Here is a 14,856-nt window from a genome sequence, read left to right on the forward strand (position 1 = left end):
TCGCACTGGATCCTCCTCCGGAACAGCCGACAGCCCCGACTGCGGCGTCGACAACACGCACGACCGCACCCGCAGCGCAACTCCCTGCGCCCCGCCACCCTCAGTTCGAGAAGACCCCGACGACGAGGTTGATGGCCGTGGCGAGGATGACCGCGTTGAAGACGTAGGACAGCAGACTGTGGCGCAGCACCACGGCGCGGATCTGCGTGTCGGAGACGCTCGTGTCCGTGACGCCGAAGGTCATGCCGACCGCGTAGCCGAAGTAGAGGAAGTCCTTGTAGTTGGGCACCCGATCGGAGTTGAAGTCGATGCCGCCGGGGGTCCCGTCGCCGAAGTACATGTAGGCGTAGCGCGCGCTGTAGAGGATCTGCAGGCCGGCCCAGGACATGAAGACGCCGAGGAGGGCGATCGCCGCCTCCCAGTTCCCGGCCTGGGAGCCGCCGACGATCTGGAGGAGGATGATGCCGCCGAGACCGCAGAGCTGGGCGATCGTGATGACGACCTCGTCGAGGACGGGGTTGAAGTCCTCCCGGCTCGCGTTCGACTTCGTCTCCTCGGAGGACATCGGCCACAGGGCGGCGGTGCCCACGAGCACGAAGAACGTCGTCGCCGCCGCGATGCCGACGAGGAACCCATCGCCGGTGGTGGTGAGGAGACCGACGATGCCGCCGATGATGAATCCGACGATGATGGACGCGACGAGCCGTCCGGTGGCGCTGATCATGAGCTTCTTCATTGGGTCACGTCTCCAATCGACCGGGGCGGGAGTTCCGACAACCGAGGTTTTCGACAACACTCTGCCACACCCGGAGCCGATCTGGCCGTTCCCAGCCACGTGAATGCACGACCGCCGGGTGCCCACGGTGGGGCACCCGGCGGTCGTGGTCTCGGCGGCCGGTCCCGGAGGACCGACCAGCTCACAGTCCCGGAGGACCGATCAGCCTACGGTCCCGCAGGACCGTCAGCCGATCAGGCTACGGCGATCAGGCCTTGCCGATGACGTCGAACTTGGCGTTCGCGGTGATCGTGTCGTTGACGCGCACGACAGCGGTGTAGCTGCCGGAGGTCTTGACGTGACCGGTGAGCGCCACCTGACGACGATCGAAGTCGTGTCCGGTCGCGGTCTGCAGCGCCTCGGCGACGAGTGCCGGGGTGACGGCGCCGAAGAGGCGACCGTTCTTGCCGGCTTTGAGCTCGATGCGAGCGCTCGTCGACTCGAGCTGGTCCTTGACGCGGACGGCTTCGTCGTGGTCGGCGATCTGCTTGGCCTGACGGGCCTTGCGCAGCGCGAGGATCTGCTTCTCCGCGCCCTCGGTCCACGGGGTGGCCCAGCCGCGGGGGACGAGCAGGTTGCGCGCGTAGCCGGCGCGAACCTCGACGATGTCACCGGCGGCCCCGAGGCCGTCGACTTCCTGAGTGAGAATCACTTTGCGATTCGGCATAACTGTTCTCCTCCGATCAGCGAGCAGAGCTCGAGTAGGGCAGGAGTGCCATCTCGCGGGCGTTCTTGACGGCCTTCGCGATGACGCGCTGTTCCTGCACGGTCACGCCGGTGACGCGCCGTGCACGGATCTTGCCACGGTCAGAAATGAACTTGCGGAGCGTAGCGGTGTCCTTGTAGTTGATGTTGGCCGCTTCGCCCTTCTTGAGCGGATTCGCCTTCTTCTTGATAGGCTTCCGGATCTCTGGCTTTGCCATGAGTCTCTCCTGTATGAGAAATGTCTAAAACGTGGTCAGAACGGCGGTTCGTCGGCGCCGGGATTGCCCCAGCCGCCGTTGTCGTTCTGGGGAGAAGATGATGCCCACGGGTCGTTGTTCGGACCGTTGTTCCCCTGGCTGTAGCCGCCCTGGCGCTGTCCACCCTGCTGCGGGTTGCCCTGCTGCGGGTTGTTGCCCCACCCCGACGACTGCTGCTGGTAGCCGCCCTGCTGGCCGCCACCCTGGTAGCCGCCGGAGTTGCCGCCACCGCCGGAGAAGCCTCCGCCGCCGCGTTCGTTCTTCGAGACCTGAGCGGTCGCGCGTCGCAGGCTGGGGCCGACTTCGTCGACGTCCAGCTCCATGACCGTGCGCTTCTCGCCTTCCTTGGTTTCGAACGAGCGCGACTTCAGTCGGCCCTGCACGATGACCCGGGTACCCCGCTGCAGCGATTCGGCGACGTTCTCTCCCATCTCACGCCAGACCGAGCAGCGCAGGAACAGGGTCTCCCCGTCCTTGAACTCGTTCGACTGACGGTCGAAGATACGCGGCGTCGAGGCCACGGTGAAGTTCGCGACTGCAGCACCGTTGGGTGTGAAGCGCAGTTCGGGATCGCTTGTCAGGTTCCCGACGACCGTGATGACTGTTTCGCCTGCCATTGAATGCTCCTCAAACGGGGTAGCGTGACGCTTACTTGGCGTCCGGGCGGAGGATCTTGGTCCGCAGCACCGACTCGTTGAGTCCGAGCTGACGATCGAGTTCCTTGGTCGTGGCCGGCTCCGCGTGGAAGTCCACCACGACGTAGTAGCCCTCGGACTTCTTCTGGATCTCGTAGGCGAAGCGCCGACGTCCCCAGATGTCCACGTTGTCGACGGTTCCGTTCTCTGCCGGGACAACCTTGATCAGGTTGTTCACGGTGTCAGCCAACGTCCGCTCTTCGAGGTCGCTGTCGAGAATGAGCATGAGCTCGTAATGACGCATGTGTCACCCACCTCCTCTGGTCTTCACGGCCATGGTCGGTCCATGGCAGGAGGGTAAATGCGTGCCCGTTCCGTCCTCCGCGAGGTCCGCGAAATGGGAACAGACCTCCCTATTCTACGGGACCGCGCCGCCGGCTGTCATGTCGGTTTCCCGTGCCCTTGGCCACGGGGGCAGGGTCATTCCCTCGCCGAGGCGGTGCCCGAGTCCCCGTGTCCGCCTGAGTCTCCTTCGGCGGTCTTCCCGGCACCGCTGCCGGCCGCTCCATCATTCCCGCCGGCCGCGACGTCGGCGCGGGGGCCCGCGCCCTCGGAATCGGCATCGCCGGTGGCTGGCTCTGCCGACCGGATCCGCGGGCGCAGCCGTCCGCGCACCCGACGCCGGTAGAGGTTCTCCCCAGCGAAGACGACGACGATGATGAGGGCGAAGAGCCGCAGGAGGGAGAAGAGGGCGATGAAGGAGGGTTCGAGGCCCTTGCTCGGATCGATGCCGGTGACGTCGCCGAGTTGGATCGCAATGGCGAAGACCGCCTCGGCGAGGGCCCAGGCAATGAGCACCCACCACCGGGACACGGCGAGGGCGAGGAAGGGGAGAAGCCACAGCGAATCCCACGGCATGAGGGCGGGGGCGAGGACGAGGCACGAGCCGATGAGCAGACACGAGGTGACGGCCGGGTCGAGGCCATGCACACGCACCATGAACAGGGCGACGAGGACGCCCGCCACAAGGAGCCCGCTCGCGACGATCCACACCGTCGCCCACGTCCCGGCGTCACCGATGCGGGCCATGACGAGGATCGAGGCGAACGAGCCGCCGTCGACGGCGTCCGAGAGCCACTGGGTCACGCGACGGATCGTGGTGCCGTCGGCGACGAGGATGATCGCCGAGGCGATCGTCGCGGTGGCGATCATCATCTGCGGGTTGCGGTGCTCGAGCCGGCCCGGCGGGTAGAGCCCCGAGAGCGCGAGGGCGGCGAGGACGAGGAGAGCGAGCGGATTCTCGAACGCAGCGATCGCGAGCAGGATCCCCGCCAGCCACGGTCGCGGAGTCACCGGAGCCGGAGCGACGACGAGGACGACGGCCCAGAGACTGAGCGCGAGCGCGAGAGGGTCGAGCGTCGATCCGAGGGTGAAGAGGATGACGGGTGAGGCGAAGACGGCGACGAGCCATGCCCGCCGGCGGGCGAGGAGGAGCAACGCCACACCGAGTGCCGCGACCCCGACGACGTTGAGGAGAAGGACGAACGCCATGAACACCGAGACGTCGTCGGTGATGAGGCGGAAGACGTCGACGAGCACGCCGTCGAGGACCGAGAGACCCGAGGCTCCGCCGCGAGCGCGGCCCACCGCCTCGGGATTGAACTGCCCGAGGAACGCCGTCGACAGCGGGCCCGCGCACATCCTCGCCGAGGCGCTCGGCCGCTCGTAGCCCGAGCTCAGACACGGACCCTGGAGAGCGAGAGCGAGGAACGTCGTGATCCCGAGGATCCCCGCGAGGACGAACGCCTGCCCGCGCAGATACACGGCCGATGCGGAACCGCGGTGAATGCCGTCCGGACCGCCGAGCAGGGGCTCGGCGATCCGGGTGGCTGGAGTCGAAGGCATATTCAGAGGTTACCGGTCATCGGAGGACGACCGGCCCCCGGCGTGCGGGATCACCCGCCGGGCGCTCCGGTCGGCGGATCGATAGGAACCGGCTTCTTCGGGGGCTTAGTCGGGTCCGGTTTCTTAGGCGGCTTCGTCGGATTCTCACCGTCCCCGCCTTCGTCTGACGACCCGGTTTCGTTGCCGTCCTTGGACCCTTCATTCGACCCGTCGGCGGAGTCCTTGCCGTCGGTATCGGCGGTGGAGTCGGCGTCCTTCTCCTTGTCCTTGTCCTTGCCGGAGTCCTTCTCCTCGTCGTCCTTGGGCTTCTTCGTCGGTTCGTCGACGGGAGCCTTCTTCCGCGCGTCGTCGTCATCCTCGCGCGGCTCGCGCTTGGGCGCCGGAGGAGCGTTCGTATTGGCGGGCTTCTTCACCTCTGGCAGCTTGCCGCGCTCGGGGAAGGGTTCGACCTTCGTCCCCTCGAGGGCGTCCTTCATGTACGCCGTCCACACCTGGATCGGGAACGAACCACCGGTGACCTCGCTGCGACCGCCGTAGGCGCCGATCGGCACGGACTTGCCGTCGACCTCGCGGTAGAGGACGACCGAGGTGGCCAGCTGCGGGGTGTAGCCGGAGAACCACGCCGACTTGTTCGACGTCGAGGTACCGGTCTTGCCGGCCGCCGGGCGGCCGAGGTTCTGGGCGTAGCTGCCCGACCCGCCGTTGACGACCTGGCGCAGGGCGTAGGTGGTCTCGGCGGCGACGGCCTTGTCGAAGACCCGCTCACCCTTGGTGTCGGCCTTGTAGACCTCTTCGCCGTCCTTCGAGACCGACTCGATCGAGTGGGTCTCGTGGCGCACGCCGTTCGAAGCGAACGTCGCGTAAGCGGTGGCCATGTCGATGACCTTGACGCTCGGCGTACCGAGGACGTTGGCCGCGTTCGGGGTGAGGTCGATCGTGCAGTTGCCGGTGTCGCCCGAGGCCATCTGCTCCTTCGTGCAGTTGGGGCTCAGGCCCGCCCGCTGTGCGACGTCGACGGTCTTGTCGGGACCGACCTGGACGTTGAGCGCTGCATAGGCCGTGTTGATCGAGGACTGCGTGGCCTTGAGCAGGGTGACCGGTCCATAGCTCGAGCCGCCGAAGTTCTTCACCGGCCACGGAGTGCCGTCATTGTTGAGCGTCGTCGGGCTTCCCGGGTACCGATCGGTCAGGCGCACGCCGTTCTCGAAGCCGGCGACGAGGGCGAAGGGCTTGAACGTCGAACCCGCCTGAGCGTGTCCCTGCGTCGAGGCGTTGAACGCCTGATCGAGGTAGTTCTTGCCGCCGTAGAAGGCTTCGATGCCGCCGGTCTTCGGATCGATCGAGACGAGGCCCGCCTGCAGGCCCTTCGGCTTGTCCTTCGGCAGGTCGTTGATCGCCTGCTCGGCTTCCTTCATCCGCTTCGCGTCGAAGGTCGTGACGATGTTGTAGCCGCCGCGGTCGAGCTGCGACTCGTCGATCCCGAGCTTCGCCATGGCCTCCTTGCGGACGTACTCCCACATGTAGCCCTTCTGACCGCTGAGCGAGTCCTCCTTGCTCTGCGCCTTGACCTCGGGCATCTCGACCTGGTCGGCCTGCTCCTGGGTGATGAAGCCCTCGTCGACCATCGACTTGATGACGTAGTCGAAGCGATCCTGGTACATCTCCGGGTTCTCCGCCGGATCGGCGGCACCGGGGCGCTGGATCATCGCGGCGAGGAGCGCCGATTCGGCGAGATCGAGGTCCTTCGCGGACTTGCCGAAGTAGTTCTGCGCTGCGACCTCGACACCGTAGGAGCGGCGTCCGAGGTAGATCGTGTTGAGGTAGTTCGCGAGGATCTCGTCCTTGCTCTGCTGCTGGTCGATCTTGAGCGCGATGAACATCTCCTTGACCTTGCGGTCGAGCGAATGCTCGTTCGTCAGGTAGAAGTTCTTCACGTACTGCTGGGTGATCGTCGACCCGCCGCCGGCGTACTGGTTGGTCACGACGCCGACCACAGCGCGGGAGAGGCCCTTGATCGAGATGCCGCGGTTCTCGTAGAACGACGTGTCCTCGGCAGCGATCGCGGCCTTCTGCATCGGCTCGGAGATCTCACCGATGTCGACAGACCTCCGGTCCTCGATCTTGTAGTGGCCGATCGGGGTCTTGCCGTCGTTGTAGTAGATCGTCGACGTCTGCCCGGTCGCCTCGAGGTTGGGTTCGGGGACCTCGGTCGTCGCGTAGCCGATTGCGAACGCGATGCACGCGAGGATGATCGCACTGAGTCCGCCGACGACGAGGATGCGCAGACTGGGCAGGAAGCGCGTCCACCCGCTCACTCCGGCACGCGGATAGTTGAGCAGATTCTTCGTCTTCCTGCCTCTGGTTCCGGCTGCTTTCTCTGCCTTAGCCACCCAAGGTCCTCCAGGTCTTCTCCACGTCCCGCACTGCGATGGCGACGAGGTTCGAAAAGGTCACAAATGGATTTCAGTGTCGCACGCGTTCATTGGAACACCGTGAAAAATGCGGTTCCGCCGCGCCATGTGGCTGCTGAGCATCACCCGCTGTGAGAACGGCGCGCCTACGGCAACCCGTTCACCAGCAATTTTACATCTCTTCACGTAAAGCAAACACTCAGAGTGCGTGTTTGCTCACATTCTCCCTTGTCACAGGCACTGAAATCGCCTCGGCCGCGAGGCCGACCTCCCGTCCGCATCCCCTGTCGTGCAGCCGCCCGACTCAGCCCTTGAGGTCGAAGTCGGTGTCCGCGTACTCGGTCCCCTCGACAGCGGGTTCGCCGCTGAAGGGGTGGAGCTGATCCTCTCTCGCGCGGAGTTCGACGCGACGGATCTTGCCCGAGATCGTCTTCGGCAGCTCGGCGAACTCGAGTCGGCGGATCCGCTTGTAGGGGGCGAGGTTCTCCCGGCAGTACGCGAGGATCGAGCGCGCGGTCTCGGCATCGGGCTCGAACCCGCTGCCGACGACGACATAGGCCTTGGGGACGGCGAGACGGACCGGATCCGGGGAGGGGACCACGGCCGCCTCGGCGACGGCCTCGTGCTCGATGAGCACGCTCTCGAGTTCGAACGGGGAGAGCCGGTAGTCGCTGGCCTTGAACACGTCGTCGGCCCGCCCGACGTAGGTGATGTAGCCCTCCTCATCACGCTGCGCAACGTCGCCGGTGTGGTAGACGCCGCCTTCGAAGGCCTCAGAGGTCTTCTCGGGGTTGTTCCAGTACCCGGTGGTCAGGCCGAGCGGAGTCGGGTCGAGGCGGAGGCAGATCTCGCCCTCGTCACCCTCTTCCCCGGTGGCCGGGTCGATGAGGACGACCTCGTAGCCGGGGAGCACCTTGCCCATCGACCCGTACTTGAGCGGCTGGTCCGGGGAGTTGCCGATCTGCAGGGTCGTCTCCGTCTGTCCGTATCCGTCGCGGATGAGCACACCCCATTCGCTCTTGACCCGGTCGATGACCTCGGGGTTGAGCGGCTCACCCGCCCCGAGGGCCTTCGTCGGCGGGGTCTGCAGCTGGCCGAGGTCGGCCTGGATGAGCATCCGCCAGACCGTGGGAGGCGCGCAGAAGCTCGTCACCCCGGCCCGATCCATCGTCTCCATGAGCGCGCCGGCGTCGAACTTCGAGTAGTTAAAGAGGAACACGCACGATTCGGCGATCCACGGGGTGAAGATGTTCGACCAGGCGTGCTTCGCCCATCCGGGCGAGGCGACGTTGAGGTGGACGTCGCCGGGGGTCAGCCCCATCCAGTACATCGTCGAGAGATGTCCGACGGGGTAGGAGACATGGGTGTGGGCGACCATCTTCGCCTTCGACGTCGTGCCCGAGGTGAAGTAGAGCAGGAGCAGGTCGTCGGCGCGGGAACGGCCCTGCGGTTCGAACTCGGTGCGCTCCTCCTCGGCCTCGGCGTAGGCATAGTCCTGCTGGCGGGTCGGCTCTCCGCCGACGACGATGCGGACGACCTCGGCGTCGACGTCGTCGAACTTCGCAGCGTCCTCAGGACCGGCGACGACGAACTGGGCCCGGCCCCTCTCCACGCGGTCGCTCAGATCGATGGGGCCGAGCTGCGTCGTCGTCGGCAGGAGCACGGCGCCGAGCTTGATGCCCGCGAGCATCGTCTCCCACAGCTCGACCTGATTGCCGAGCATGACCATGACGTGGTCGCCGCGCTGGACGCCGGAGCGGCGGAGGAAGTTCGCGACCTGGTTCGAACGTGCGGCGAGCTCGGCGAAGCTCCACTTGCCCTCCGACCCGTCCTGTTCGACGATCCACAGCGCAGGATCGTCGTTGTCCTCGGCGATCCGGTCGAACCAGTCGATGCCGAAGTTGAAGTGCGAGAAGCGCGGCCACTCGAAGTTCTCACGGGCAGCGTCGTAGTCGCTGCGGAGCTCGATGAGCCGGTCCCTGGCCGCCCGGAACTCGTCAGTCACAGTCATTGCGGTCTCCTCGTGGTCGCTGCTCGCGCGTCGCCTGTGACGGCGCACACATTCTCACGACTCCGAAGTTACCAGGCGGCGGCCGCCCCCGTAGAGGCGGGGGGCGGTGTCACTCCTTCGGGGCGTTCTCCGCCCACCAGGCCCGCAGCATCTCCTCGGCCCGCTCCTCGCCGAGCGGTCCGTGCTCGAGGCGCATCTCGAGGAGGTGCTTGTAGGCCCGCCCGACGAGCGGAGAGGGTTCGATGCCGAGGATCTCCATGATCCGCCGACCGTCGAGGTCGGGCCGGATCGCCGCGAGCTCCTCCTGCTCGGCGAGCGCGGTGATCCTCGACTCGAGATCGTCGTAGGCGAACGCGAGCCGGTCGGCCTTCTTCCGGTTCCGCGTCGTGACATCGGCACGGGTGAGGATGTGGAGGCGGGTGAGCAGAGCTCCGGCATCGGTGACGTAGCGGCGCACGGCAGCGTCCGTCCACCCCGCATCCCCGTAGCCGTAGAAGCGCAGATGGAGTTCGACGAGGCGGCAGACGGCTTTCGTCGTGTCCTTGTCGAAACGCAGGGCCTTCATCCGCTTCGCCGTGAGCTTCGCGCCGACGACATCGTGGTGGTAGAAGGTCACGGCACCGCCAGGGAGGAAGTTCCTCGTCGCGGGCTTCCCCACATCGTGCATGAGGGCGGCGAAGCGGACGACGAAGTCGGGTTCGGGCAGGTGCTGTGGGTCGGCGGCCTCGACTCCGGCCTCCCGCTGCCTCGCGGCATAGGCGGCCTCAAGGTCGACGGCCTGCCGGAGCACGGTGAGACTGTGCTGGTAGACGTCCTTGTGCCGGTGGTGCTCGTCGGTCTCGAGCCGCAGCCCCGCCACCTCGGGCAGGACATGGTCGGCGATCCCGGTGCGCACGAGCAGGTCGATCCCGGCGGCGGGATCGACGCCGGTGATGAGCTTGACGAGTTCGACCTGGATGCGTTCGGCGGAGACGATGGCGATCCGGTCGGCCATCTCCGTCATCGCCGCCTCGACACCGGGATCGACGTCGAGTCCGAGCTGTGAGGTGAAGCGCGCGGCGCGCATCATCCGCAGCGGATCGTCGGAGAACGAGTCCGCCGGGGTTCCGGGTGTCCGGATCCGGCCGGCCATGAGGTCGTCGAAGCCCTGGTAGGGGTCGACGAAGGTCTTCTGGGGCAGGCGCACGGCCATCGCCCCGATCGTGAAGTCGCGGCGGACGAGGTCGGCGTCGAGGTCGGTGCCGAAGCGGACGACGGGCTTGCGCGAATCGGGCTCGTACGCCTCGGCGCGGTAGGTCGTGATCTCGATCTGCACCCCGGACTTCATCGCTCCGATCGTGCCGAACTCCCGGCCGATGTCCCAATGGGCATCGGCCCAGTCGACGATGAGGGCGAGGATGTCGTCGGGGCGGGCGTCGGTGGTGAAGTCGAGGTCGGGCATCGGCCGTCCCATGAGCGCGTCGCGCACCGAGCCGCCGACGAGGGCGAGCTCGAATCCCGCCTCGGCGAATCGACTGCCGAGCGGACCGAGGATGTCGTCGAGCTCATCGAGCTTGTCGTACAGCCGCACATGCGCGCTCTGCGGGTCCACCGAACTCCTGACTCTTGGGGTAAGCCGGCCTGCGGGCACGGCGATCGAGCAACCTCCAGCCTACCGGGAGCGCGTCAAGCGGGACTTCCAAGAATCGCCCATTAAGGTAGGAGAATGACCACACCGATGCCCAAACCGGGACCGCGGGCATCCCGACGCACCACGGTCGAGGAGACATCCGCCGGGGGCATCGTCGTCGACTTCTCCAGTCAGGATCTCAGTGTGGCCGTCATCGCCCGACTCAACCGCGCAGGGCGTCTCGAGTGGTGCCTGCCCAAAGGGCATCTCGAAGGGGAGGAGACCGCCGCCGAGGCGGCCCGCCGTGAGGTCGAGGAGGAGACCGGGATCCTCGGCCAGGTCATCTGCCCGCTCGGTACCGTCGACTACTGGTTCACGGTGACCGGGATCCGCATCCACAAACTCGTCCACCACTTCCTGCTCCGCGCGAGGTCCGGCACGCTCACGGTCGACAACGATCCCGACCAGGAGGCCGTCGACGCCGCCTGGGTGCCCTTCGACGAGCTGCGGACGCGATTGTCGTTCGCCAACGAACGCCGTATCGTCGCCGCTGCCCGTCCCATGGTCCGTGAGTGGGAGATGTGAGGGCGGTGTGCCTGTGTGCCGCATGACGAACGAAATGGAACAGTGAACAGCTTCACCCCCGCGCGCGTCCTCTTCGCGCTGCTGACTGCGACCCTGCTGCTGGCAGGGTCGGTCTTCGCCCTCCCCCTGGCCGCGGCGGCTTCCGGCGGCCAGAGCGGCGAGAATGCGAGCGGCGCGGCCGACGGCGGCGACGCCGACGGCGGGAGATCCGGCACCGGCGTGTCGATGCGACTCGATGAGATCACTCCGTGGCTCGACGACAAGGGCACCCTGACCGTGCGCGGAACGGTGACGAACTCGACGGACACGGCGATCGTCGATCCGCAGCTGCGCCTCGGCATGTCGCTGCGCACCCTCGACTCCGAATACCGCATCGAAGCGTGGAAGACCGATCAGTCCCGGCACCGGGTCGTCGCCGATCTCAACAGCGACGGGCCGGAGGCGAGGAAGCAGGCCGAGAAGCAGGGCGGTGACGATGCCGATCCGGTCACCTCGGTGGATGCGACCTTCGCCAAGGAACTCGCCCCGGGGTCCACGGGCGAGTTCACGATCACGGTGCCCGCCGACCAGCTCGGTCTGCGCGCGTCCTCCCCGAACTCCTCGTGGGGGTCCCGTGGACTGAGCGTGCAGATCCGCGACGCCTCCGGGGCGCTGGCCACCGGAGTGGGCTTCACGACGTGGTATCCGAACCCGAAGTTCGATCGCACAGCGATCAGCTTCCTCGCCCCGGTCACCCTGCCCGGCTACACCACCGACGGCCTCATCGGCCCCGACGAGCTCGATGCCGCGATCGCCGAGGACGGAGCGCTGACGAACGCCGCCCGGGCGTTCGAGGACCCCAAGGTGGCCATCGCCCTCGACCCCAGGGTCGTCGCCTCGTTCGAGGCCGCCGTGGCAGAACCCCCCGCCGAGGACGGCGAGGAAGAGGAGACCGGTGCGCCCTCCCCGCCGCCGAGCCCTGGTGAGACCGCAGCCGCCGAAGGCCCCGACGAGCGGGAGGAGCAGCGCAAGCGCCTCGACGCGTGGTACCGCGAGTTCCTCGCGACCGCAGAGACCCGCACGGTGCTCGCCCTGCCCTTCGGCGATCCCGATCAGAACTCGCTCACCGGCGAGGAGCTCGACGACCTCGGTGCCTTCGCGGAGAAGGAGAAGAGCATCGTCAAGGATGTCCTTCCGAATGCCCGCACGGACATCGCGTGGCCGATCGCCGGCACCGCGGACCGTGCGGACCTCCGCGCCCTGCAGAAGGCGGGGAATTCGACGGTCATCCTCGATGACGTCCAGCAGCCTCCCACCTCAGGCATCCGCGAGGACGCGCATTCGGTGACCCGGACGACCTCAGACGGGCAGTCGACCGTCGAGACGCTCATCTCCGACTCGGCCCTGACCCGGCTGAGCGCCGACGTCATCAACGCCGAGGCACCGCCGGCGGCGATGAGCGAACTCGTCGCCACGACCGCGGCGATCCAGTCAGAGGCGCCCAACCGGTCACGGCACCTGCTCGTGCCTCTGCCGCGCACGACCGCCTCGGCGGGGTGGGAGTCGACAGTGAAGACCGTGACCGGAACCCCCTGGATCGAAGCGGCCGGTCTCGATGCCCTGCTCGAGAGCGATCCCGAACCGCGGGGCCTGCTCCAGAAGGCGACGGATCCCGAGCGGATCGCCACGAGCACGCTCGAGGGGATCGCCGAGGTCCGGACCACGGAGTCGAAGTTCAACAGCGCGTTCTCCGATCCTGAGGCCGCGAACACGCGCCTCGACCGGTCCCTGCTCGCGTGCACCTCGGTCGCGTGGACCCTCGGCGGGGATTCGTCGACGTGCCTGGCGAAGGCGCAGCAGACGAGCCGGGCGCAGATGGACGGCCTCTACCTCGAGAAGGGCTCCTCGGTGCTCCTCGTCACCGGGGAGAAGACGACGATCCCGGTGACGATCGTCAACGACACCAACGCCGAGGCGACGCTCAGGCTGCAGATGAAACCGCAGACCCCGCAGCTGCGGGCCCAGACCACGGAGACCGTCGCCGTCCCACCCGCAGAGACGATGCGCGTCGACGTCCCCGTCGAGGGGCTCGCGAACGCCGACGTGCCCACGACCATCGAGATGGTCACCGCCGACGGCGTCGTCCTGCCCAGGGACGCCTCACTGCTCGTGCGGGTCCGCGCGGACTGGGAGAACATCGGCACCGCGGTCGTCGGATTGGCGCTCGCGGCCGTGTTCGTGATCGGCTTGGTCAAGTCCGTGTCCCGCGGACGGCGGAAGATCCCCGAACAGCAGCTGGCGGCGGCGGTCGCCCGCGCGAAGAACGACGAACCGGAGAAGAGGTAGGACGTGGCGAACTTCTCGAGCCTGGCGCGATCCTCGGCGATCATGACCGCCGGCACCCTGACCTCGCGCATCCTCGGCCTCGTCAAGGCCTCCCTGCTCGCCACCGCGATCGGCATCACCGCCGTCCAGGCCGACGCCTTCGACGTCGCGAACAAGGTCCCGAACACCCTCTACATGCTGCTCGCCGGCGGCGTCGTCAACGCCGTGCTCGTTCCCCAGCTCGTGCGCGCGACGAAGCGCGAGGACGGCGGACGCGACTACACGAACCGCCTCCTCACGCTCTCCTTCCTCCTGCTCGCGATCGTCAGCGTCGTCGCGACGCTCGCCGCCCCGATCCTCGTGTGGCTCTACTCCTCGGGGTGGAGTCCTGAGCAGATGGCGCTGGCCACGGCGTTCGCATACTGGTGTCTGCCGCAGCTCTTCTTCTACGGCCTCTACACGCTGCTCGGCCAGGTCCTCAACGCGAAGTCGTCGTTCGGTCCCTACATGTGGGCGCCGGTGCTCAACAACATCGTCGCGATCGCCGGACTCCTCGTCTTCATCGTCGTCTTCGGCACGAACACCGCCTCACCGCACACGCTCGACACGTGGACGCCCGAGAAGATCGCGCTCATGGGCGGGTCGGCCACCCTCGGCGTCGCAGCCCAGGCGCTCATCCTCATCTGGCCGCTCAAGCGGATCGGCTTCAGGTACCGGCCGACCTTCGGCTTCCGCGGCGTCGGCCTCGGCACGGCCGGCAAGGTCGCCTTCTGGACGTTCGCGGCGATGCTCATCGGCCAGCTCGGCTTCCTCATCATCTCCCGCGTCGCCGCCGGCGCCTCGGTGCCCGGCGAGGGGAACGCCTCGAACGCGGCGTACACGAACGCCTACCTCGTCTTCATGCTGCCGCACTCCCTCATCGCGGTCTCGCTCGCCACCGCCCTCTTCACCTCACTGAGCAGGAACGCCGCCGAGCACGACACCGAGGCGGTGAAGTCCGACTTCTCGATGGGCGTGCGCATGGTCGGGCTCGTCAACTCCTTCGCCGTGGCCGCCCTCGTCGTCCTCGCCTCTCCGGTGGCGATGATCATCGCCGGGGCCGGGCGGGAACAGGCGATGGCCGTCGGGCTCGTCATCATCACGATGGTCTTCGGGCTCATCCCGTTCAGCGCGAACTACCTCGCCCAGCGCGTGTTCTACGCGTACGAGGACGCGCGCACGCCGTTCTTCATCCAGCTGCCGCAGATCGTCTTCCAGTCCCTCGCCGTCCTCTCGGCGTCGATCTTCCCGAAGTCCGTGACGGTGGCGATCATCGGCCTCGTCATGAGCCTCGGCTACCTCTTCGCGATGATCCTCTCATTCGCAATCCTCTCCAAACGCCTCGGCGACATCGACGTCCGCACGATTGCGAAGGCGCATGTGAAGTTCCTCCTCGCCGCGCTCGCTGCGGGACTCGCCGGCTACGGGCTCCTCCTCTTCTTCCCGGACTTCGCACTCTCCGGGCGATGGCAGGCCTTCGTCGCCACCGCGGGAGTCGGCACGGTCATGCTCATCGTCTACGTCGGAGCCTGCTTTCTGCTCCGAGTCCGAGAGTTGCATTCGATTATTGGCCTCGCAGCTGGAAAACTTAGGAGATAGTCAGTCCTCGTCCGTCCCGCC

12 protein-coding genes are annotated in these 14,856 nt (G+C 67.1%); 3 read left to right on the forward strand and 9 right to left on the reverse strand.

Going from position 1 to position 14,856, the window contains the following annotated elements; all coding sequences use genetic code 11:
• Positions 1–100: 100 nt before the first annotated feature.
• The 9 genes from ACQ1RG_RS04330 to ACQ1RG_RS04370 all read right to left on the reverse strand — a co-directional run bounded on the left by ACQ1RG_RS04330 (position 101) and on the right by ACQ1RG_RS04370 (position 10,290).
• Positions 101–736: a DUF1345 domain-containing protein gene (locus ACQ1RG_RS04330; protein ID WP_009376849.1), complete on the reverse strand. Its 636-nt coding sequence runs from the start codon at positions 734–736 to the stop codon at positions 101–103.
• Between the two features lie 247 nt (positions 737–983).
• Positions 984–1,442 (reverse strand): 50S ribosomal protein L9, encoded by a 459-nt coding sequence (gene rplI / locus ACQ1RG_RS04335; RefSeq protein WP_009376850.1) that lies wholly within the window; start codon positions 1,440–1,442, stop codon positions 984–986.
• A gap of 16 nt (positions 1,443–1,458) precedes the next feature.
• Entirely contained in the window at positions 1,459–1,698 is a 240-nt protein-coding gene (rpsR, locus tag ACQ1RG_RS04340) for a 30S ribosomal protein S18 (protein WP_009376853.1), read from the reverse strand.
• 35 nt (positions 1,699–1,733) lie between these two features.
• Complete coding sequence (locus ACQ1RG_RS04345; RefSeq protein ID WP_009376855.1) at positions 1,734–2,354, reverse strand: single-stranded DNA-binding protein; 621 nt, start codon at positions 2,352–2,354, stop codon at positions 1,734–1,736.
• 31 nt (positions 2,355–2,385) lie between these two features.
• Positions 2,386–2,676 carry a 30S ribosomal protein S6 gene (rpsF, locus tag ACQ1RG_RS04350; protein WP_009376857.1) on the reverse strand — a complete coding sequence of 97 codons (291 nt, stop codon included), beginning with the start codon at positions 2,674–2,676 and terminating at the stop codon, positions 2,386–2,388.
• 176 nt (positions 2,677–2,852) lie between these two features.
• A complete protein-coding gene (locus ACQ1RG_RS04355) occupies positions 2,853–4,277 on the reverse strand; it encodes a hypothetical protein (protein WP_009376859.1) in 1,425 nt (474 codons plus the stop codon).
• 50 nt (positions 4,278–4,327) lie between these two features.
• Positions 4,328–6,667, reverse strand: a complete 2,340-nt coding sequence (locus ACQ1RG_RS04360) for a transglycosylase domain-containing protein (protein WP_009376861.1) — start codon at positions 6,665–6,667, stop codon at positions 4,328–4,330.
• 325 nt (positions 6,668–6,992) lie between these two features.
• On the reverse strand, positions 6,993–8,699 hold the full coding sequence (locus ACQ1RG_RS04365) for an AMP-binding protein (protein ID WP_009376862.1): 1,707 nt from the start codon (positions 8,697–8,699) through the stop codon (positions 6,993–6,995).
• 109 nt (positions 8,700–8,808) lie between these two features.
• Positions 8,809–10,290, reverse strand: coding sequence for a CCA tRNA nucleotidyltransferase (locus ACQ1RG_RS04370; protein ID WP_063250373.1), 1,482 nt, complete (start codon positions 10,288–10,290; stop codon positions 8,809–8,811).
• A gap of 114 nt (positions 10,291–10,404) precedes the next feature.
• Between ACQ1RG_RS04370 and ACQ1RG_RS04375 the strand changes: the two genes are divergently transcribed.
• The 3 genes from ACQ1RG_RS04375 to murJ are packed head-to-tail and all read left to right on the forward strand — an operon-like array spanning position 10,405 to position 14,835.
• The gene (locus ACQ1RG_RS04375) at positions 10,405–10,893 is read left to right on the forward strand and encodes an NUDIX domain-containing protein (protein ID WP_040341368.1); all 489 of its coding nucleotides are present in this window, start codon (positions 10,405–10,407) and stop codon (positions 10,891–10,893) included.
• Between the two features lie 42 nt (positions 10,894–10,935).
• Entirely contained in the window at positions 10,936–13,218 is a 2,283-nt protein-coding gene (locus ACQ1RG_RS04380) for a DUF6049 family protein (protein ID WP_009376869.1), read from the forward strand.
• 3 nt (positions 13,219–13,221) lie between these two features.
• Positions 13,222–14,835, forward strand: coding sequence for a murein biosynthesis integral membrane protein MurJ (murJ, locus tag ACQ1RG_RS04385; protein WP_063250374.1), 1,614 nt, complete (start codon positions 13,222–13,224; stop codon positions 14,833–14,835).
• Positions 14,836–14,856: the final 21 nt, after the last annotated feature.

This window comes from Brevibacterium sp. K72 (genome assembly GCF_050562175.1).
GTDB lineage: Bacteria > Actinomycetota > Actinomycetes > Actinomycetales > Brevibacteriaceae > Brevibacterium > Brevibacterium casei.